The organism is Actinomadura kijaniata (assembly GCF_014138665.1).
GTDB classification, from domain to species: Bacteria; Actinomycetota; Actinomycetes; order Streptosporangiales; family Streptosporangiaceae; genus Spirillospora; species Spirillospora kijaniata.
The window spans coordinates 17,027-37,311 of record NZ_JACJIA010000023.1 but is presented as its reverse complement, the minus strand read 5'-3'; the positions used below and the strand labels follow the sequence as shown (position 1 = coordinate 37,311).

The window sequence follows — 20,285 nt, the reverse complement described above, 5'->3', positions numbered from 1 at the left end:
GAGACATGGCAGGCGAAGGCGTCCGGGCGCGGCCCGACGCCGGATCTCCTACGGATCGCAGGAGATCGGCGGGAGCATGTCACTGGAGTGCGTTCTTTCTCAAACGTCACTCTTGTTTCAGCAGATGAACGGGGAGGCGAGCAGGGCCAGCAGGGTCAGCGCCAACGGGCCGGCCGCGGCGCAGAGGGCCGCGGCGACGCCGATCGCGCCGAACCCGCGGCGCGGTCGTCCGCCCTCCGCGGCGAGCCGGGCCAGACGCAGGCCGAGCTGCCGGTCCCGGGAGGGGGCGGCGGCCAGGGCGCCCGCCGGTCCGGGCAGCAGGGCGAGCTGCCGCAGCGCCTCCGCCAGCGCCTCCGTCCCGCAGCGGCGGGCCGCCGCGTCGTCGGCCGCCATCTCCAACAACGGCGGAACGCTCACGCGGGCCCTCCGCGCGGTGGGCGACCAGGGCAGCAGCGAATGAACGAGGTCGGTGAACAGCAGCAGCAGGTGGTGGCGCTGACGCAGATGCGCCCGCTCGTGCGCCAGGACGGCGGCCAGCTGGTCGGCGTCCAGCCGTTCCCTGGCGCCGGAGCTGACGACGATCGGCCGGTGGGGGGAGGGCAGGCAGTAGGCGACCGGCAGCGGATGGTCGAGGAGCAGCACGTCGGGGTGCCCGCCGTCCTCGCGGGCGACCAGGTTCAGCATCTCCCGGTGCCGCCTGCGGCGGCCCAGCGTGCGGCGCAGGCGCGGCAGGCCGTGCCGGAGCCGCACACCGCACAGGCCCAGCAACGCGACCCCCGCGACGGAAGCCCAGGGCAGGCCCGCGTGGGCGTGGCCGGGAAGGCAGTCGTGCAGCCGGTCGAGCAGGCCGTGGCCGGGGGCGGGCGGCCACACCGCCGCCAGCAGCAGGAACCCCGCCAACGACGCGACCGTCCCGGTGAGGGCCCCCGCCCAGCAGGCCAGGGCGACGGCGGGCCGGCGCACCGCCCATCGCGCCCGGTCCAGCACGGCACCGGCGACGGCGCCCAGGACCACGGCCGCGATGACCAGCGTGACGGCGAGAACGGCCATGCTCAGGAGTCCGGCCGGTCCGCGGCGCGGTCGCGCAGGGCGTCCAGCAGCCGCCGCGCGCCGGCGGGGTCCATGCTCTCGGCGAACCGGGTGAGGATCACTCCCTGGTCGGGGGCGTCGGCCAGCGCCTCCATCATCACCGCGACCGTGTGCTCCTCGCGCGTGCGGGCCGGGAAGTAGCGGAAGGCGTTGGCGTCGGGGGTGCGGCGCAGCAGCCCCTTGGAGGTCAGGCGCTCGGCGACCGTCTGCACGGTGTTGTACGCCCACGGCCTGTCGCTGGTGCGGTTGAGGCGGTTGAGCAGCTCCCGGACGCGCAGCGGCTCCGGCGCCGACCACAGCACATCCATGATCGCCCGTTCGAGGGCTCCGCCCGGTTCGGCCACTTCATCCCCTTCCGTTCCCTGCCATTGTGGCCCAGGTGGCCGGCGGGGAGCCGACCTCGGGACCGCCGTCCGCGCTCGGTGAGGGGTGGATACCCTGGGAGGGTCCGGTCGGACGGCACCCGGCGGAGGGTCAGGTGAGCGGTCAGCGGGAGGGTACGGCGGGTCTCCTGCCGCGTCTGCTGCCGCTCTTGGCCCTGCTCCTGGGCGTTGCGGCGATGCACACCCTCGGGCGCTCCGGGCACGAGGACCCGGCCGCCGACCGCGCCCGCGCCGGTCACTCACACGCGGTGGAGCACCCGAACCTCACGCCCTCGGCGGCGTTCGAGACGCATGGGCACGCGGCCGGTCACGAGGACGGCGGCGTGGGCTCGTCCGACCCCTTCACGGTCTGCTTCGCGGCGCTCGTCGCGATCGGCTGCGCCCTCCTGCCGCGCCACGCGCCGGCACGGCCGCGCCGGAGGACCGGAAGCCGCTGCCCGGCCGCGACGACGCCGCGCGGGCCGCCGCCTGTCCGACCGCTCCTCACCCGCGCCGTCGTCCTACGGGTCTAGAGCGCTTACCGCCGGGTGAGGCCTTGCCCCGCCGGTCTGCGGGACGTCACCTCATCCGGCCATGCTCTGTTCCCGTTCGCATGACTGACGTGTGAGGCGTTATTCGACATGCACACCATCGACTTCTGCGCCGGCCTGCCGGCCGCCGGAGAGCCGGCCGCGCTCACGCCGTCCGGAATCCGCAAGGACGCCGTGCGGATGCCGCCGGACGGCACGCCCGACGTCGACCACCAGGCATGAACGGAGGAACCGCGATGTTCCGGCCACGACGTTCCGGGGCGTTCCCCCGGACGCGCCTCGCCTCCGGCACGGCGATCACGATCCTGGCGTCGCTGGGACTCGCCGCCTGCGCGGGCGACAAGAAACATCCCGCGCCGACGCAGTCCGCCGTCAGCCAGGGTTTCGGCCATGTCCACGGAATCGGCGTGGACCCGGCGGACGGCGCGGTCTACGTCGGCGCCCACCACGGGGTCTTCCGGGTCGCGGGCCCCGAGCAGGCCGTCCGGGTCGCCGGGCGCGTCCAGGACACGATGGGCTTCGCCGTCATCGGCCCGAGGACGTTCCTGGCCAGCGGCCACCCGGCCGCCGCCGAGATCTCCAAGGGGATGGCCCCGCACCTGGGCCTGATCCGGTCCGAAGACGCCGGGAACACCTGGACCGCCGTGTCGGACCAAGGGAGGGCCGACTTCCACTCCATCCAGCCCGCCGGGAAGAACCTGTACGTCCACGACAACCAGACCGGGCATGTGCGGCGCAGCGGGGACCAGGGGCGCACCTGGGTGCTGGGCGCCCGGCTGGAGGCTGTCGACCTGGCCGCCGGGCGGGACCAGCCGGACCGGGTGTACGCGACGACACCGCAGGGCATCCAGGTCAGCGATGACGGCGGGACCACCTTCAAGGCCGCGGCCTGGACGCCCGTCCTCACCCACCTGGACGTGACCGGCGGCGGGCTGGTCGGCGTCGACCCGGAGGGGCGGACGTACGCCAGCAGCCCCGACGGGAGCGGGTGGCAGGCGCGCGGACGTGTTCCAGGCGCGCAGGTGTCCGCGTTCACCGCCGTGGACGACCGGAGACTGCTCGCCGCCGTCGACGAAGGCACCCTGTACGAGTCGCGGAACGGCGGACACGACTTCACCCTCCTGTACCGGCCGACGACACGGTAGCCGGGCGGCCACCGTCCCGTTACGAAACGCCGGGGGCTGGGTGTGATCTCAGATCGAGCAAAGGGGTCCACCGGTTTCCGGAAGGCGTTCGATGGGGACTTCCTGGCCGTGCTCGCCGCCGTCGACACCCTGTCGTTCCTGGCGGGCGGACGGCGCAGGAGCACGCCGTGTTCCGCTACCACGTGCGCTGGTACGCGGTGACGATGGTGCTCCTCGTCCACGCCCTGCGTGAAGGCGCGTTGCGGTGGACCGGAGGGAGCGGCTCGCGTGGTTCACCGTCGCGGGCCCTTCGCGGTGGAGCGCCAGCGCCACCCGTTTACGGCTCCGCGCGGAGGAGGGCATCCGCCGCCGCGACTGGTCTCCCGCCACTTCATCGGTGGTCGGTGGCCTGCTCATCGTTTGCGGAGAGCCGGGACCTGACCTCACGCGGGCGATCCCGGGATCTGGAATGACACGGCAGATCCTTGGCTCGCGTGCAGCTCGACGAAACCGGCACTCCGGCCGAGGCCGCGCACGACGACGCCGTTGCTGCCCTGCCCGCGCGTCCTCGCAAGACTGCAAGCCTGCCGCCGGTACCCAGGACGGGGTGCACAATCACTCCATGGACCACGGTGACGCTCACGAGCATCACCACATGGAGGCACCCGCCGGACTGTAGGCGCGGGTGGTCCTGTAAGGGGAGGTCTTCTAGGTCGCCGAGGCCGACATGTCGGGCGTCCGGCCATTTGCCCGTCACAGGTCAGGTGGATCCTGCTGGTCAGCCCGCGTCGCGATTGCCCGGCTGCCTGGTGGCGGCACCTTCTTTTGATGCGCCGGGGAGCCCGGGTGGCCTGCGGCATGGCTGTGAAGGTGTCATCGACGGCCCACCGGCGAAACCGGGTGTGCGGGCTGGCCCAGGACCCCCCACCGTTCGGGCACCCTCCGCCTGGGCACCCCGTGCTCGGCTTCCTCACGATTCCGCTTGAGCACCCGCCGGTCATCACTGCGGGGCCGTCCCATCCGCTGCCGGGGCAGCGGCTCCAGCAACTCCCATTCGGCATCCGTCAACTCACGGGGCCGATTCTATCTTGATCTTGCTGGTCACGGGCTGGTCGCGGCCTGCGCGGCGGGTCCGGTAACCAACAGAGCTCCTGGTGTGTCGAGGTTTGCGACCACCTTGACCACCAGGAGCTTTGATGCTGTTCTATCGCGCCGCGCTTGATCTGTCCCCCTCGGCCCGCACCTTCGTGGCCGACCTGATCCGCGACCACCGGCGCCGGACCGGCTCACGGTGGCGCCGGCTGGCCCCCGACCTGCGCCAAGCACTGCGGACCGCGCGAGGCAAGGCCTTCCTCGTCCTGGAGGGAACCCTCGCGGCGATCGACCGGCTGTCGGGCGCGAACGACCGGTTGTACTACCCGGGAAAGCACCGCCGCCACGGGGTGAACATCCAGTTCCTCACCGATCCGCACGGCGAACTCATCTGGGCCTCGCCCGCGCTGCCGGACCCGGTCCACGACCTGACCGCGGCCCGCCAGCACGGCATCATCGACCACCTGGCCTTCTGCGCGATCGCCTGCTACGCCGACAAGGGCTATGTCGGTGCAGGTGGCGCGATCGGCACCCCCTTGCAAGCGCAAGAAGCGCCGCAAGATGGGGAAACGCAAAAAGGCTGTTCAACCGGTACCACGCCAAGGCCCGCTGCTCACCCAGCCGCCCGACCGCCGTCGTCCAAGCAATCCTCACCCTCGAATACCAGGGCCGATGAGGATGGAATCACCTCAGTGCTGGATCAGGCCGCCGATCGAAACAGCAGCGACATGCCCGGTTGCCGGGAGACTTTGTGCCAGGGCGATGCCGATGTCAACCAGGGATGACCGCCGCAGGAAAGCGACCTCGGGCATCCTGGTCCAGGTCGGTTCAGCGGTCTGGCCGTTCGGCTCAGGCCGGAGCTGGCCACCGGTGATGCGCACCTGGTAGAAGATGCCGACATTGTGGTGCTCGGGTCCACCGGGGACGGTGCGCTCAGCCGGGGGGATGACCCTGGAGTCCACACCCAGCAGGCGTTCGACCACCGCATCGCAGCCGGTCTCCTCAGCGACCTCCCGGATCACCGCATCGAACGGGTCCTCGGCGTGCTCGACCCTGCCGCCCGGAAGAGTCCAGACGGACTCGCCCTTCGGCGGCACATGACGGGTGAGCAGCACACGCCCGTCCTTGATACAAACGGCATACGCCGCCAGCCGGAAACTCATCCCCTACCTCCCCGCATCCCAGACCCCCTAGAACAGGCCCGGAAACCCTGGCCACGACCTCCAAGACCCGGCCCATCAGCCTCACCAGGCTGACAGAAAGCCTGCCAGCCCACCGACGAGAACTTCGCGGGCTTCACAGAACCCGGGGCGCCTCACTCAACGCCCAGCCATCCGCAACCACCCTGCGACCAGGACAACCAGGCTGAAAAGGCTCACGGGTGATGAACCACATCGTCAAAGTTCGTTGCCGCGCCAACCGACTGCATCTATTTGAAAACAGAACCTAGTACTAGCATTTAGCCCAAACGCAACACGGACGGTTCCTGGCAGACGCAAAGCCTCTAGGTTCGTCACGTCATCGGGAGTGGCCTCATGCGCCAGGACCTGCCGACCTTCGGATGCGTGATCGTTGCCCTGTTGTTCCTTTCAATCCCAGCCTACGTTCTCTCCCTCATGTGGTTGGGACACCACGGCGACCGCGATGGCAGCGAGGTTTCCTTCACTGTGGTCAATGAAAGCCAACACGTCGTACGCGTCAGGATCCATAGGCGTCCGCCCGGCGGTGGTGATGGGTGGTGTTGGACGACGGGAGTCACATGCCCGCCCGGCACCCGAACTCGCGACTGGGAGACTTCTCCTGGCGGAGGAGAACGTTTTCTGGGAGATCAGTGCGGACCCACCTCCGCTCCCAACGAAAAATATCTCCACGTCGAGACCGAGGACGGTCGCGCCGCCACCTACGGTCCGCCACTGTGTCAAGGTTCCACTTGGCGGATCACGGAGGAGTCATTGCGCAAGGGCGTCAAGCTCAAGCCCAGCCCGCCGCTGTGGGGTCCAGAACCGACAGGCAAAAGCGCCAGGCCCGCGTCCTGACCTGCAACCAAGGTCTTCTGAGCTTCGCTACCCGGCCACGCCGTCATACTGGCAAGCGAGATAGTCCACCGCTCGGTTCTGCCAGTTCCATGAGACCCGGTCGGATCAATGATCAGTGCCCTGAGCTGCGCCAGCATAGTCAGCATCTGTGTGGAAGGTCCTGCGCGCCTGCTGGGAAACTCCGCTGTGAGGCTGTTGGGAATTGAAGCCCGCCTCTTGGGTCGTAGCTCATCTGGTGAGTTGGTGATGGCAGGTGAGAGCTGTGGCGATGCCGACGAAGGCCAGGAGCTGTGCGGCCTGGCGTTCATGTCGGCGGTGCAGGCGGCGAAGGTCGTTCGGCCACGACACTGTGCGCTCGACCATCCAGCGGTGCATGCGAGTCGGCCGGTCATCCTGCGCTGTCGCCTGCCGTTGAGGTCGTGTCGGCGCAGGTGGAACCACTTCCGTGACTCGTCAGGAAGCGGTGGCCCGGTGGGGACCGGCGCGATCCGATCAACGAACGATCGCCGAATGAGTCACGGCATCGGGGTGGATGAACCCTACGGAGGTGGCGTACCTTGGTCTCGTGTAAGCGTACGTTGTACTCCTAAGGGGTGTCATGGGCATCAGTTCCGAACGCGACCTCGTCGACTTCCTCGTCGCCTACACGCGGGACATGGCCCTGTCCGAGGAGGAGCCCGGTGTGATCCTCGACCGGTACTTCGTCCCGGACTTCCAGTACCGCAACGACGGGCTCGTCATCGACCGGCAGCGGATGATCGAGCATGTCCGTCCCGTCCGCAAGAACGTCGACAGGGCGGCGATGGCGGCCGGAGACCGGTCCGGCATCGAGATCCACGAGGCGCTGGTCCGCGAGGACCGGATAGCCGCCCGCTGGACGCTGCGGACCAGGTTGCGGAAGGGCAGGACCTTCGTGGCGGAGGTGCACATGTTCGGCCGCCTGGCGCCGGACGGCCGGATCCAGCGGATCGATCAGCTCACCAGGCAACTGGACGAAGACCGGTAGCTTGGTCGCACCCGCCGGGCGGCCGGCTCGGCGCGGGAGCCGGGAACGACGTCGCGGCGTCGACGAGGGGGGCGAGGATGACGGCGTTGCGTGCGAGTGTCATGGTGACGGCGGCGTGCGTCGCGCTGACGGCCTGCGGGGTCCTCAGCAACTCCGTCACGGTGAAGGAGGCGCAGCCGGAGGCCCGAAAGCTCGGCATCACCTGGCAGCCGCGCCGGGCGGTCAACCCCGCGCGGTGGCCCGACGCCTGTGACCTGCTCGGCGAGAAGGAGATCAAGGCGTTCCTGCCGCAGGCCACGAACCTTCGGCGCACGGCGGAGTGGGTCACCGTCGGCGAGGCCGGCGCGCTCGGTCCGGACGGCGCGGGCCGGGCGGACAGCGGCAAGTGCACCTACGAGGTCAAGCTTCCCAGCCCCAGCGGACGCCCCTTCGGCAACGACATATCGATCGGCATCGACGCCGTCGGCGATCCCGCGCTGGTGACGAGGTTCTTCGACGGGGCCAGGAAGGGGGCCTCGCGCTCGGCCGTCGTCGAGGATCTGAACGCCGCGGGCGCCGACGCGTGCTTCGGGAGCCGTACCGCCAAGAACGACGTGCCCGCCGTCACCTGCCGCCGGGGGCCGCTGATGTTCACGATCCCGTCCATGTCCTGGTACGTCAACATCGACGGCGTGGAGCGGGAGGACACCCCGCGCAAGAACAGGGTCATCGAGAAGCAGGTCATCCCGGCGGTGATCGAGACGGTGACCGCCAAGGTCTGAACGTCCCCGGCGAGGACCGGGCCGGCGGGGTCAGCCTCCGCAGGTGACGCGAGGTTCGGGCAGGTAGGTGGTGTGGAACTTCTGGCGGCGGACGACCTTCCCGTCCCGCTTGAAGATCCGCCATACGTCGATCTTGAAGCCCTCGGCGCCGGGCATCGGGATGCACCCGGGCCCGGACTCGGTCCTGGACTCGAAGCCCCGGACCGCGTAGCGCGCGGAGCTCTGGGACCGGATCTCGTACCGCCGGGTGCTCCAGAACGTCACGGTGACGGACGTGCCGGTGAAGGAGGTGTCGATGAGGACCCCGTAGGGGGAGTCGTTCCGCCACCGGAAGTCCGGCTGGGGATAGGAGACGGTGGACTCGCGCCCGGCGGGATAGCGGGAGATGTGGAACGAGTGCGGGGTGTGCTGGACGTCCTCCAGGCCACCGAAGAAGACGGCGTTGAACATCGTGGTGGTGAACTGCGAGACCCCGCCGCCGACGTCGTTGACGAAACGGCCGTTGAGGATCATGGGCGCCTCGACGAACCCGCGGGCCCGGTCGCGCCTGCCGACGGTCCCGTTCAGGGAGAAGGTCTCGCCGGGCCTGACGATGCGGCCGTCCAGGATCCTGGAGATGGTCTGGATGTTCCTGACCCGGGGCGCGCAGCAGGGGAACCGCGTCGTGAACGTGCTGATCCTCTCCCTGATGCCCAGCCTCCGCGCCGCCTCGGTGGTGACCCGCGGCCTGGCCGGCACCAGGCGCGCCGCGACCTCCCGCGGCCGGTGGCCGGTCGTCGCGGCGGGCAGGGCCGCGTCCAGCGCCCGCAGGTCGATCCTCTTGCCGTCGCGGGAGGGGGACAGCCGCGGCACGCCGTTCCTGACGGTGTAGGTGGCGTCCCTGGCGGGTCGCTGGAGCGTGCGCAGGCGAGGACCCAGCGCGGCCACCAGCCTCCCGGTGTCGAAGTCCGGCTGGAGCCCGCCTCGCGCGTCGGCCCGGAACGTGAGGTGCGGGGCGAACGCGGCCGGGGCCACGCTGACGCGCTCGCCTTCGGCGGAGATGACGATGGGGGCGGACACCGCGGTGCGCGCGGGACCCGCGGCGGCCTGCCGGACGGTCGCCTCGGTGGTCCGCGGCCTCAGCGGCCCGTGGGGAAGCTCCACCTCGGTCCGGCTGGGGAAGGCGGACCGGACGCGTTGGGCCGCCAGCGACGGGTCCACGCCGGTGCCGTCGCGGGGCGGCACGGCGACAGGGGTCGTGCCTTCGAAGACGACCCGCCCTTCCCGGGCGGGCCTGCCGAAGATCTTGCCGAGACGCGTGACGGCCGCGTCCAGGCGCGCTCGGTCCACGCGGACGCGGGGCTCCACGTCACGGCCTCCGGTCATGCTCTCCACCAGGGCCGGGACGGTGTGGCGGCCGCGCATCGCGGCATCGACGGTGGCGCGGGAGTCCAGCGACAGCCCGGCCTGCCGCGGGTCCAGCGTGGCGGACCGCGAACCGGCGCGGAGCGTCATCGGCCGACGCGAACGCTCGCCAAGGTCGCGGTCGAGCTTCGCCGCCGCGCTCTTCGGGGACATCCCGCCGATGTCCACCCCCGAGACGGTGGTGCCCCGCGGCACCTGGGTCCCCGCGTACAGGAACGCCGCGAGGTAGAGGAGAGCGGACAGGCCGAGAAGCCCGGCCGCCGCGACGGCCAGCCGTGCCCCGGCGGAGCGGGGCAGGGACGGCTTCACCGGCATCGCGCCTTTCCTCAGGAGCTACCACGAATGCTAGTAGATGTGCGATAAGTGCTGGTCGGAGAAGTCTGCGGACGGTCGTTCCCCGGCCTCGACGGCTCTTGGTCGTTCCGGTGAGACCGGGGGCTGAACGGGGCGTCAGGCGGGCGAAGCGCTCGCCTCCCGGGCGGCGACGGCCTTGCGGAGCCGGATCGCCTCCTTGGGGTAGTTCACGGCGACACCGCCGACCACCACGCCGTCCCGGAGGAAGGCGACGGAGAACTTGTCGTCGGCCGGATCGCCCGCCGCGACGAGCGCCTCATCGGCCATGCTCGGGAAACCCGCCCACTGGAGGCGCGTGCCGTGCACCCGCGTGCCGAGACCCGGAACCTCGGCGTGCGGCTCCGCGTCGCCGGGCCCGCGCAGCAGGTTGCGGGCGGCCCGGGCGCCCTGGTCGTTGGCGTTGGCCCAGTGCTCGACGCGGACGAGCGCGCCGCCGAACAGGGGATGCGGCCAGCGCGCGACGTCCCCCGCCGCGACGATGTCGGAGGCGCCCTGGGCGAACAGTGCCGCGTCGGTCAGCACGCCGTCGTCGACCTTGAGCCCGCTGCCTTCCAGCCAGCCGACCTCAGGGGTGACGCCCGTCGCGACCACGACGAGCCCGGCCGGGATCGAACGCCCGTCGGCCAGCCGCACGGCGCCGTCCGCCACGGCCGCCACCCGGGCCCCGGTGATCAGCTCGACGCCGTTCCGCCGATGGTGGTCGGCCAGCCACCGGCCGGTCGTCTCGCCGAGCAGCCCGCCCATGGGAAGCGGGCCGGCTTCGACGAGGGTGGCGTCCAGCCCCAGCGACCTGGCCGTCGAGGCGACCTCGCCTCCGATGAAGCCGGCGCCGATGACCACCACCCGGGCCGGTCCCCGGTTCAGCGCGGCGCGCAGGGCCAGGCCGTCGTCCAGCGTGCGCAGGACGTGGACGCCCTCGTGGGTGCCCTGCCCGCCGGGGAGGTGGCGAGGGCGCGCTCCGGTGGCGATCACCAGGCCGTCGTAGGGCAGGTCGGCTCCGTCGTCGAGGGTGACGGTGCGGGCGACGCGGTCCAGCGCCACGGCGCGGCGGCCGCCCATCCAGCGGGCGTCGAACCCGTCGCCCGGCAGCGTCACGTCGTCGTCGCCGGTCAGCAGGCTCTTGGACAGCGGCGGGCGGTTGTAGGGCAGGTGCGGCTCGGCGCCGACCAGGGTGAGGTCGCCGGTGAAGCCCTCCTCGCGCAGGGCCTGGGCGGCGCGCAGTCCCGCGAGCGAAGCGCCGACGATCACGATGCGGTCCAACGATGGCATTGCCGTCTCCTTCCGGGGGTCCGTGGCGGCATACAGTACCCCCGTAGGGTATAAATCGCACTGTGATCGGTGTCTCATTGCGGATGTCGGCTTCCTTTGGCCCCCATGGGGGTGTGCGGGGGAGTGGCGCATCGCACTGGTATACCCCTACGGGGTTTATGTACCGTGGCTCCATGGAGAGGGAGAAGCAGTCCCCGTCACGGGGCTACAGCGCGACGAAAGAGCAGTTGGGCGGACGGCTGCGCAGGATCGAGGGTCAGGTGCGCGGCGTCGGGGCCATGGTGGAGGACGACCGCTACTGCATCGATGTGCTCACCCAGATCTAGGCCATCCAGGCCGCGCTGAACAAGGTGGCACTCGGGCTGCTGGACGACCACGTGCGGCACTGCATGCACAGGGGAGCGCTCGACGGCGGGTCGGAGGCGATGGCGGAGGAGATGATGGCGACCGTCGGCTGCCTGATGAGGTGAGAACGGGGCCGGGCCGGTAGCGGCCTGCGCGGCGGGCGTCCGGGCGCCGCGGGAACTCAGTGGTGGTACTGGTGCACCACCGCGTGGCCCTTGCCCCGCCCGATCATCCACTTGTTGATCGGGGTCGTCAGCAGGAACGCGACGAGCAGCGCGAACGCCAGCGCCCCCCAGAACAGCGCGCTCGTCAGGCCCGCGGCCATCGCGCCGGGCACCACGAGCATGATGCCGTTGTCGATGATCTCCATCACGAGGATCGACACCGTGTCGGCCGCCAGCGCGACCTTCAGTGCCGACCGGAAGGGCAGTCCCGCGCGCAGAACCCCGCGCATGGTCAGCGCGTAACCGAACACGAAGGCCAGGGCCACCGCCAGCGCGATGGTCGCGAGGTCGTGCAGGCCCAGCGCCGTTCCGATGACCATGCCCAGCACCTCGCCGATCGCGCAGCCGGTGAGGCAGTGTGCGGTCGCCTGCGCGGCCGTCCTCCAGGTCACCGGGCCGCCGCGCTCGTGCGCGTGGTGCCCGGGGGAGTGGTGCTCGTGCGTCGCCATCGCCAACCTCGGTCGTCGCCGTCGGGGATGCCCGGCCTCTGAGAGGGCCCCGGAGGTCGGGATCGTGGAAGGTGGACGAGATCCTACGCTATGTAGGAGTTGCCGATCGGAGGGCGGCATGCGGGGGTGCCTTCACGATTTCGTCCAGGTCGAGGACGCGGTCGACGGCGGGCACGAGCGTGCCCGCGCGGCCCGGCTGCCGGTCAGGGGCGCGGGGCCTTCTCGCCGTGCACGGCTGTGTATTCGGCTGCGAGCCAAGGGCCGAGGTCGTTGAGGAGCGTTCCGAGCACCACCGGATCAGACGAGGGCGCACGACCAACGGCCGCGGCGGTGCGCATTTGCTCGAAGCGCTCAGGGTAGTAGCGGCCGAACAGCTCGGCGGACCGGTCGAGGTCGCTGGTCCAGCCGCCCCATCGGGGCATGATCAGAGTGAATCCCGTGCGGACGATGCGACGGCCGACCGAACGGCTGAGGATCCGGCGATCGGCGTCCGTGGCGGCTTCGGTTGCTCTGGCGCGCCAGCGTGGAAGCACACGGGCGAGGTCGCCGTTGGTCTCCCGCGCGAGCAGGGCCGTGGGGCGGTACCGGGGCAGTTCTTCCGCGAGGTCTGGGCCCAGCAGCGGGGTGCAGAGGCAGGCGATGAAGAATCCGCCGTCGTGACGTTCGAGGTCGCTGAGCAGGACCCGCGTACTGGTCAGCAGGATCCCGACGCCGTCGATCTGCGGGAACGCGCGGTCGAGCGCATCCTCGATCACCTTGGCATCGGCGCGGTCGGCTTCGGTGGGCTCGTCGTGGAGGGCGAGCTGGAGGTCGAGGTCGGAGACTCCGGGGGTGGCGGTGCCACGGGGGATGCTGCCGTAGAGATATGCGCTGTGCAGGCGCGTTCCGCCGAACGTCGCGGTGATATGGGCGCGGGCCGCATCGACGACGGGGACGAACACCGCGGGCACGCGGTCCAGCGCGCCTTCGCGTGCGATCGTCCCGTCGCGGTCCAGTCCTCGTTCGTTCATGGAGTCACTGTGCCGCGCTCCTTCTGCCCCTGTGACGCTGGACCGCTGGACCGCTGGAACGGCTGGGTTCGTTCTCCCTTGCTCCCGTTGGGGCGGGCGCTTATGTTTGACTGAGTCAACGATATGTGGGGTGGGGCGCCGTGACGATCGAAGCGATCGAGATCCGCAAGGTCGCCTTGCCCCTGAAAGAGCCGTTCCGTGCCTCCGTCGGGGTGTTCTGCGCCCGCGATGTCCTGCTGGTCAGGGTGGTGACGTCGGACGCCGAGGGCTGGGGCGAATGCGTGGCCCTGCCCGAACCGCGTTACAGCGCCGAGTACGTGGACGGGGCGGCCGACCTCCTGCGGCGGTTCCTGGTACCGGCGCTGCCGCCAAGCGTGGACGCGCACGGCGTCGCCCCGGCGCTCGCGCCGTTCAGAGGGCATCCGATGGCCAAGGCGGCGCTGGAAACGGCGGTCCTGGACGCGCAACTGCGCGCCCGCGGCGACTCGCTGGGCCGGTACCTGGGAGCGGCGCGACAGCGCGTCGCCTGCGGCGTCTCGGTCGGGATCATGGGATCGGTTCCAGAGCTGCTGGACGCGGTCGCCGGGTACCTCGCCCAGGGCTATGTGCGGATCAAGCTCAAGATCGAGCCGGGATGGGACATCGAGCCCGTGCGCGCCGTCCGCGAACGCTTCGGCGACGACCTGATGCTCCAGGTGGACGCCAACGGCGCCTACACCCCGGCCGACGCCCGGCATCTGGCCGGACTCGACGCCTTCGAACTCGCGCTGATCGAGCAACCACTGGCCCCCGGCGACCTGCTCGGGCACGCCCGGCTGTCCCGGCGGCTGGCGACCCCGATCTGCCTGGACGAGTCGATCGAGTCGGCCGCCCAGGCCGCGGCCGCCATCTCCCTCGGCGCCGCCGCCATCGTCAACGTCAAGCCCGGCAGGGTCGGCGGCTACCTGGAGGCCCGCCGTATCCACGACCTGTGCCAGGCCCACGGGGTGGCCGTCTGGTGCGGCGACATGCTCGAAAGCGGCATCGGCCGGGCGGCCAACCTCGCGCTGGCCGCCCTTCCCGGCTTCACGCTCCCCGCCGATACCTGCGCCGCCGAGCGCTACTTCGCCACCGACGTCACCGAGCCGCTCGACTACGCCGACGGGCACCTGACGGTGCCCACCGGACCCGGCATCGGCGCCGCCCCGGTCAAGGAGGTCCTCGACGAGCTGACCCTCGCGTCCGAGTGGCTCGGCGTCGGCGACCGGAAAGCGGGTCGGCCCGCGTCCTAGCCCCCTGGGCGCGGCACGGGGACGAGGGAAGAAGCTGGGGAAGCGGCACCGGTCCGCTGGGGCGAGGACGGGGTGGTGGCGCGGTTCGGGCACCATGTGGAGTCGCCCGTCGCGCTCGGCCACCGTGGCTTGAAGCTCGCGTTCGGGCCAGGACTCCCGACATGAGAGGCACCACGTAATGGTCGACCGCGACGCCGCCGCACTCGACGATCCGGTCGGTGAGTCGCTCCGGGGCCATCACCGCCACCTGGCCCGCCGGCTCGGCCAGGTGGCCGTTTACCTGCCGCAGGTCGCGACCTTCGCCGCGGTGTCGGCCGACCCGGACCCCGCGGAGTGGGCCGACCTCGCCCGGCTGCTCGGCCGTGGTGAACTCGCCGACCTGTTCAGCCACCCGGCGATCCCGCCGGCGGACTGGGAGCCGGTCTTCACCCTCGACGGCGTCCAGATGATCGGTCCCGCCGACGCCGAGCCTGTCCCGGGAGTGGTCGAACTGGGCGCCGACGATGTGCCCGAGATGCTCGAGCTCGCCGCGCGGACGCAACCGGGACCGTTCTGGCCCCGCACCCACGAACTGGGCACCTACCTGGGCATCCGCGAGAACGGCACGTTGGTGGCCATGGCGGGCGAGCGGCTCCGCCCGCCGGGGTGGACCGAGATCAGCGCGGTCTGCACCGCCCCCGAGGTCCGCGGACGGGGCCATGCCACCCGCCTGGTGCGTGCTCTGGCCGCACGTATCGCCGCTCGCGGCGAACGCCCGTTCCTCCATGTCGCCGCAGCCAACGTTGGTGCGATCGCGGTTTATGAACGGCTGGGCTTCCGGGTCCGAAAGCGGGTGACGTTCCGCGGCTTCCGAACGCCCTGACGGCGCCGGCGCCGGGTGCGACCCTCCAGTCCGGCGCGCGGACCGCCGCGTGCCCGGACGTCCCGGCCGCCCTCGACGAGATCCGCGCCGCCCAAGCCGCGCCACAGGACGACCAGAACAACACCACCGACCTGGAACGCGAGCTCGCCGAAGCCCAGGCCCGCATCGCCGAACTCCAGACGATCATCACCGGCCACCTGATCGCCCAAACGACGAAGCCCGCCCTCCGCCCCGCCTGACGCGAACACGTAGCCCGTCGGACTTCTCATCCGGCGGGCTGCGTATGTCCGGTGCTCTTGGATTCTGCTACTGCATCAGCAGTGTCCGGTATCCCGTCCTCGCGCACCCGGCCACATGATCCGCAGTCCGGTTCCCGCAGGTCATGCTGCCTCTCCGTGTTTCGGGATCCTCCTTGGTCATCGCGCGTCGGGCCACACCATGGACGCGCCGAAGGACGGAGGCGGGCAGGAGTCCCTCCTGCTGAGGAGCAGAACCTCGCGTTTACCCCGTGTAGCTGTCGAACGGCGCGTCGCTGGTAAGGAAGCGCTGCAACCAGCGGCCGCTGTTCTTGACGGTTCGAGTCTGCGTCGCGTAGTCCACGTAGACGATTCCGAAGCGGCGGCTGAAGCCCCAGGCCCATTCGAAGTTGTCCAGCAGGCTCCAGACGAAGTAGCCCTTCAGCGGCAGGCCCTCGGCCACGATCTGCCGGACGACCTCGATGTGCTGCTTTAGATAGCGTTGCCGCCCGTCGTCCTCGACCGTCCCGTCCGCGGTCGGCGCATCGGGGAAGGCCGCTCCGTTCTCCGTGATGTACAGCGGCAGGTCGGGTGCCAGGCTGTTGATGGTGACGAGGATGTCGCGTAGCCCGGTCGCCTGGATCGGCCAGCCCATATGTGTGCGGGGGAGGCCGGTGTCGATGGCGGTCACGTTCTCACTGCCCGGCTGAGTGCTGGGCTTGCTCGGATCCGAGAACGGTCCCTCCGGGGCGGTGACCGTTGTCGGGAAGTAGTAGTTCACTCCCATGAAGTCCAGCGGCGCCGAGATCAACGGCAGGTCGTCCTCGTGCTGTGCGAACCACGCCGCCATGCCGGTGTCCTCAAGGACGTCGGCGGGGTACTTGCCGAACAGCAGAGGTTCAAGGAACAGGCGGTTCTGCAGCCCGTCCACCCTTCGCGCGGCTTCACGGTCCGCGGGGGAGCCCGACGCGGCGTGGACCGGCGCGAGGTTGAGCGCGATCCCGTAGGACCCTTCCGACGATCGGATCGCCTCCAGCGCCATCCCGTGGCCGAGCAGGAGGTGATGCACCGCCTTCAAAGCGTTCGCACCCTCGCATCGGCCGGGCGCGAGGGCACCGTCGCCGTAGCCGTTGAGCGCCGAGCACCAGGGCTCGTTGAGCGTCATCCAGTGCTTGATCACGTCCGACAGGGCATCGTGCGTCACCGCCGTGTAGTCACGGAACCGCTCGGCCGTGTCGCGCACCATCCATCCGCCGGCGTCCTCAAGTGGTTGGGGGAGGTCCCAGTGATAGAGGGTCGCGTATGGTGTCACGCCGTGTTCCAGGCAGGTCTCGGCGAGTCGGCGGTAGAAGGCGAGTCCGGCGGGGTTCGTCGGGCCCGTACCCTCGGGAACGATCCGCGGCCACGCGATGGAGAACCGGTAGGCATTCAACCCGAGGCCGGCCAGCAGCCTGATGTCCTCGGCGAACAACCGGTAGTGGTCGTCGGCGACGTCTCCGGTGCTCCCGTCGGCGATCCGGCCGGGGGTGTGCGCGTAGGTGTCCCAGATGCTCGGACCGCGGCCGTCCGCCGTCACTGACCCCTCGACCTGGTACGCCGCCGTCGCGGCGCCCCAGACGAAACCCGGCGGGAAGTCGTTCCTGCTGGTCACGCTCGCTCCTTCGTGGGCGGTTACCGCCATCGGTGACCCCCGGTCCAGTGATGTCGGCGGCGGAGTGGCCCATACGGCACCAGAGGCCGTGTGCGAGGAGCACCTCGATACCGCCAAGGTCGTGATACGGGCGGGCTCGGCTACATCGCCGCTGGCCAGGTCGGCGTGCCCGATCGCCATCCGACCGGAGCCGCATCAGCACTTCCATGACGTCCCAGGTGTTCTCGGAGCCCGGCAGCTCGAAGTCACGTGAATGGGCGAGCGGAAGCTCTGCCTGCCTCGGCCGTCGCTCGCTCTCGGTGACGTTCCGACGCGTCCGCTCGCCGCGGCGACGTTTGCCTGCGACATCGATCTGGGCGCCAAGGAGGAGGCCGTCGGGCTGGCTGCCGTACCCACGATCGTTAGACCGACGGGGGTGTCGTGTAAGGACCTCGGGCGTCCGGGCTGACGCACCGTTGCCAGTGCATACCGCGGAAACGGTCGGGTCGGCTGGGGGCCGCCAGTCGTTACTCGAAGTTTCCGTCATCTCTCTCCGGGCGCGGGCGCACTCATGCGGTCGGCTAGGCGACGGCCTGTGGATCACTCGCCCTCCGGTGGCCGCTCCCTGTCCCCCGAATTGGTGAACGGCATCAGACACTACAGTGAAATTAGAACAAGTGATACATTTTGATTCGGCTTGACCGCTCTCACGCCTCGCCGGATTGGGGCCAGCGCTCGAGGGCTGGGTCGTTTCCGGTGGATCATGATGTGATCGATCGGAAGCGGCCGGTCCTGTTCCAGGGCGGCCAGGGAGTTGAACGCCGGCCTGAGGCGACCGTGTCCGAACGGGAACGTGGTCGCCGCGCGTCCTTCGACGTATGGGGAGTCTGCGTCGCCCGCCAGTTGGGCTGGCCGGCGGGATTGACGCCACCGAAGAGCACGGCGGCGGCACTTCCAGACCCCTCCCCGCCGAACCGGCTCGTCACGTTCGCAGGAACGGAGTCGGCCGTCCACCTCAGCGAGCGGGGCCGGCCGTGGGTGAGCGTGACGACGGTCGGCGTGCCCGTGGCCAGTACCGCCCGCCCAGTTTTCGTTGAACGCCGGGCAGTCCGCACGTGATGTTGTTCGGGCCCTCACCGACGGCGCCGAAACCGTTGACACCCGCTTGGTCTCCGACGGCGACCACGGATCTCGCCGCTTCGACGGTCGCGGGAATGTCCGAGCGGTCCTCGTACTGCACGGGACATCCGGGCTCGTGTGGCACCGTCGCGCCGTGGGCTTGGGCGCGGATCCCGTCGAGCTGGCGAATTCGGCGACTTTGTTCGCGTGGGTTGGTGGGCGTCCGGCGAGCGCGAACCGCTTCGTCATGCCGTCGAGTACCGGATGGCTGTAGTTGTCCAGCTGTCCCAGCAGGTGGTCGGTGTTCGGACCGATCATCGCGATCGTCGCGGTGTCCGGGCGAGCGGAAGGCGGGGGACGCCGTCCACCGGCTCGTTGCGGAGTAGGGCGCCCCGCCCGCTCGGTGATCCTGCGAGCGAGACCGCGGATCTCCGCGGAGTGGAGGGTCTCCGGCACCGCGTCCAGGTCAACGTAGGGCCGATCGAACAGCCCCAGCTCGAACTTCATGCGCAGGGCCGTGCTCACCGCAGGTCCGGTGTGCCCCGGCGCGCACAGCCTGGACGCACGGCTGCGTCGCTGTGCACGGTGCCGTGCTCGGTGTAGTGCAGCGTGATGCCGTCAAGGGCAGCGGGGTGCTGCTGCTCTGCTGTCACCGGCTTTCCGGCTGCAAGGCATCCGAATCAGCGCACGCCGCGGATGTTCGCCGTGGTCAACGCCGCACCGAGTCCAAGGATCGCGCCTGACAACAACAGAACGCCGTAGCTCCCTCCATCGCCGAGCCCCAGGATCACCGGGGCGAGCAGCGGGGCGAGGCCGCCCACGACCGTGGAGGAGAGGTAGTAGATGCTCATGTACTTGCCCGCCTTGTCCTTCTCGGGCAGGACCTCTGAGGCGAGGGCGAGGTCCACCGAGGTGAACACGCCGGTGCCCGCCGACAGCAGCACCCCGCCGACGGCGAAGAACAGGATCGAGGATGCGCTCGCGGCGACCGCGAGACCGGCCACGATGAGCCCGGTCGCGAGGTAGATGAACGGCTTTCGGCGCTTGAACCGGTCGGAGAGCGTCCCACCGGCGATCGAGCAGCCGACCAGCGCCAGCAGGCTGAGCCCGCCGACGGCCGCGAGCTGACGTCCTGCCTGCTCGGGGGCGTAGCCCAAGCGGTCCTGCACAAGGTACAGCTGGTAGGTGCTGAAGAACGTGGACCCGAACGACAGGCAGAATTTCCCGACCCAGACCAGCGCGAAGTCGGGGTGCTTGAGCGGGTTGAACCACATGTTCCTGAACACGTCGAGGATCGATCCGACCCGCACGTCCTCGGGCGCCGGCCGATCGGGGATCACCAGCAGGTACAGCAGCGTCATGACGCCGAGGACGGCCACCGGGGTCAGGAACAGCAGGTAGATGCTTCCGGTGAGGAAGCTGCCGAGCAGCGTGGACCCGACGCCCGCGAACGCGGCGGCCACTCCACTGAGTGCCCCCACCGTTCCGCGCTGCTCCACCGGTACCTGTTCGGCGAGGAAGGGGTTGATGGCGGTGCCGATCGTGGCGGTGGCCACTGCCGTGACGAGATAGCCGAACAGCATGACCATGACCGTCGGGGCGACGGCGATGATCAGCGCGCCGAGAGCCGACAGCACGAGGCCCGCCACGAGGAAGGGCCTGCGGCGCCCCCACCCCAGCCGGGTGCCGTCGCTCAGCACGCCCGCGGGCAGGCTCACGAGGAGGCTGAACAGCCCGCCGAGGCCGATGACGAAACCCAGGCTCGCGTCCTTGTTCGCCGGATCGATCAGCTGCACTTTGTAGGCGAGGCTGAACAGAGCCGGCAGCAGCAACGTCAGCTGGAAGCCGAACATCGTCAGCGCGTAGACCGTGATGGCCCAGGCGCCGACTCGAGGCGGGTTCTCCGACGGCGCGGCGCTCCCGATGAGCTCCTCGCGGCCGGCGAGGAGGGCCTCGGCGGCGGCTTCCGGCGGCTCGGCAGGAGGGTTCGGGGTCGTCACGATGCCTCCATGGGCAAACCGGGCAGGTCTCCGGACGAGGTCATGTGGGGTCTCCTGGGGTGGGGCGATAGGGGTGGTTGATCGCCGCTGG

The 20,285-nt window shown here is 70.3% G+C and carries 17 protein-coding genes and 2 pseudogenes; 9 read left to right on the top strand and 10 right to left on the bottom strand.

Annotated features, from left to right (window positions below):
• Positions 1 to 117 precede the first annotated feature (117 nt).
• A complete protein-coding gene (locus tag HNR61_RS44685; protein ID WP_182849228.1) occupies positions 118 to 1,050 on the bottom strand; it encodes a M48 family metalloprotease in 933 nt (310 codons plus the stop codon).
• A gap of 2 nt (positions 1,051 to 1,052) precedes the next feature.
• On the bottom strand, positions 1,053 to 1,433 hold the full coding sequence (locus HNR61_RS44680; protein WP_182849227.1) for a BlaI/MecI/CopY family transcriptional regulator: 381 nt from the start codon (positions 1,431 to 1,433) through the stop codon (positions 1,053 to 1,055).
• A 188-nt stretch (positions 1,434 to 1,621) separates the two neighbouring features.
• Here HNR61_RS44680 and HNR61_RS44675 point away from each other — a divergent pair, with 188 nt between their 5' ends.
• The 4 genes and pseudogenes from HNR61_RS44675 (at position 1,622) to HNR61_RS44665 (ending at position 4,894) form a co-directional block, all read left to right on the top strand.
• Positions 1,622 to 1,984 carry a DUF6153 family protein gene (locus HNR61_RS44675; protein WP_182849226.1) on the top strand — a complete coding sequence of 121 codons (363 nt, stop codon included), beginning with the start codon at positions 1,622 to 1,624 and terminating at the stop codon, positions 1,982 to 1,984.
• 108 nt (positions 1,985 to 2,092) lie between these two features.
• The gene (locus tag HNR61_RS49735) at positions 2,093 to 2,224 is read left to right on the top strand and encodes a hypothetical protein (RefSeq protein ID WP_281400753.1); all 132 of its coding nucleotides are present in this window, start codon (positions 2,093 to 2,095) and stop codon (positions 2,222 to 2,224) included.
• A 14-nt stretch (positions 2,225 to 2,238) separates the two neighbouring features.
• Positions 2,239 to 3,147 carry a F510_1955 family glycosylhydrolase gene (locus HNR61_RS44670; RefSeq protein ID WP_182849225.1) on the top strand — a complete coding sequence of 303 codons (909 nt, stop codon included), beginning with the start codon at positions 2,239 to 2,241 and terminating at the stop codon, positions 3,145 to 3,147.
• Positions 3,148 to 4,322: 1,175 nt separating this feature from the next.
• Positions 4,323 to 4,894 (top strand): annotated as a pseudogene (locus HNR61_RS44665) (transposase family protein).
• A gap of 13 nt (positions 4,895 to 4,907) precedes the next feature.
• On the opposite strand, the gene HNR61_RS44660 reads toward HNR61_RS44665, so the two are convergent.
• Positions 4,908 to 5,381, bottom strand: a complete 474-nt coding sequence (locus HNR61_RS44660) for an NUDIX hydrolase (protein WP_182849223.1) — start codon at positions 5,379 to 5,381, stop codon at positions 4,908 to 4,910.
• A 1,471-nt stretch (positions 5,382 to 6,852) separates the two neighbouring features.
• Between HNR61_RS44660 and HNR61_RS44650 the strand changes: the two genes are divergently transcribed.
• Positions 6,853 to 7,260, top strand: coding sequence for a nuclear transport factor 2 family protein (locus HNR61_RS44650; RefSeq protein ID WP_182849221.1), 408 nt, complete (start codon positions 6,853 to 6,855; stop codon positions 7,258 to 7,260).
• 86 nt (positions 7,261 to 7,346) lie between these two features.
• Positions 7,347 to 8,021, top strand: a complete 675-nt coding sequence (locus tag HNR61_RS44645; protein ID WP_182849220.1) for a hypothetical protein — start codon at positions 7,347 to 7,349, stop codon at positions 8,019 to 8,021.
• 30 nt (positions 8,022 to 8,051) lie between these two features.
• Here the strand turns inward: HNR61_RS44645 and HNR61_RS44640 are convergent, their stop codons facing one another.
• Entirely contained in the window at positions 8,052 to 9,740 is a 1,689-nt protein-coding gene (locus HNR61_RS44640; protein ID WP_182849219.1) for a VanW family protein, read from the bottom strand.
• Between the two features lie 135 nt (positions 9,741 to 9,875).
• The gene (locus tag HNR61_RS44635; protein WP_182849218.1) at positions 9,876 to 11,048 is read right to left on the bottom strand and encodes an NAD(P)/FAD-dependent oxidoreductase; all 1,173 of its coding nucleotides are present in this window, start codon (positions 11,046 to 11,048) and stop codon (positions 9,876 to 9,878) included.
• Between the two features lie 173 nt (positions 11,049 to 11,221).
• Between HNR61_RS44635 and HNR61_RS44630 the strand changes: the two are divergent.
• A pseudogene (locus HNR61_RS44630) lies at positions 11,222 to 11,518 on the top strand (metal-sensitive transcriptional regulator).
• Between the two features lie 56 nt (positions 11,519 to 11,574).
• Here HNR61_RS44630 and HNR61_RS44625 read toward each other — a convergent pair.
• Together HNR61_RS44625 and HNR61_RS44620 are read right to left on the bottom strand one after the other, a co-directional pair.
• Entirely contained in the window at positions 11,575 to 12,066 is a 492-nt protein-coding gene (locus HNR61_RS44625) for a DUF4396 domain-containing protein (RefSeq protein ID WP_182849217.1), read from the bottom strand.
• Between the two features lie 203 nt (positions 12,067 to 12,269).
• Entirely contained in the window at positions 12,270 to 13,076 is an 807-nt protein-coding gene (locus tag HNR61_RS44620) for a nucleotidyltransferase domain-containing protein (protein ID WP_182849216.1), read from the bottom strand.
• A gap of 140 nt (positions 13,077 to 13,216) precedes the next feature.
• On the opposite strand from HNR61_RS44620, the gene menC reads away from it, so the two are divergent.
• Together menC and HNR61_RS44610 are read left to right on the top strand one after the other, a co-directional pair.
• Positions 13,217 to 14,347, top strand: coding sequence for an o-succinylbenzoate synthase (menC, locus tag HNR61_RS44615; RefSeq protein ID WP_182849215.1), 1,131 nt, complete (start codon positions 13,217 to 13,219; stop codon positions 14,345 to 14,347).
• A 178-nt stretch (positions 14,348 to 14,525) separates the two neighbouring features.
• Positions 14,526 to 15,209 (top strand): GNAT family N-acetyltransferase, encoded by a 684-nt coding sequence (locus HNR61_RS44610; protein WP_182849214.1) that lies wholly within the window; start codon positions 14,526 to 14,528, stop codon positions 15,207 to 15,209.
• Positions 15,210 to 15,710: 501 nt separating this feature from the next.
• Here HNR61_RS44610 and HNR61_RS44605 read toward each other — a convergent pair.
• The 3 genes from HNR61_RS44605 to HNR61_RS44595 all read right to left on the bottom strand — a co-directional run bounded on the left by HNR61_RS44605 (position 15,711) and on the right by HNR61_RS44595 (position 20,194).
• Positions 15,711 to 17,096 carry a GH1 family beta-glucosidase gene (locus HNR61_RS44605; RefSeq protein WP_312898402.1) on the bottom strand — a complete coding sequence of 462 codons (1,386 nt, stop codon included), beginning with the start codon at positions 17,094 to 17,096 and terminating at the stop codon, positions 15,711 to 15,713.
• Between the two features lie 740 nt (positions 17,097 to 17,836).
• A complete protein-coding gene (locus HNR61_RS50635) occupies positions 17,837 to 18,190 on the bottom strand; it encodes a glycoside hydrolase family 3 C-terminal domain-containing protein (RefSeq protein ID WP_182849212.1) in 354 nt (117 codons plus the stop codon).
• 684 nt (positions 18,191 to 18,874) lie between these two features.
• The gene (locus tag HNR61_RS44595; protein ID WP_220510554.1) at positions 18,875 to 20,194 is read right to left on the bottom strand and encodes an MFS transporter; all 1,320 of its coding nucleotides are present in this window, start codon (positions 20,192 to 20,194) and stop codon (positions 18,875 to 18,877) included.
• Positions 20,195 to 20,285: the final 91 nt, after the last annotated feature.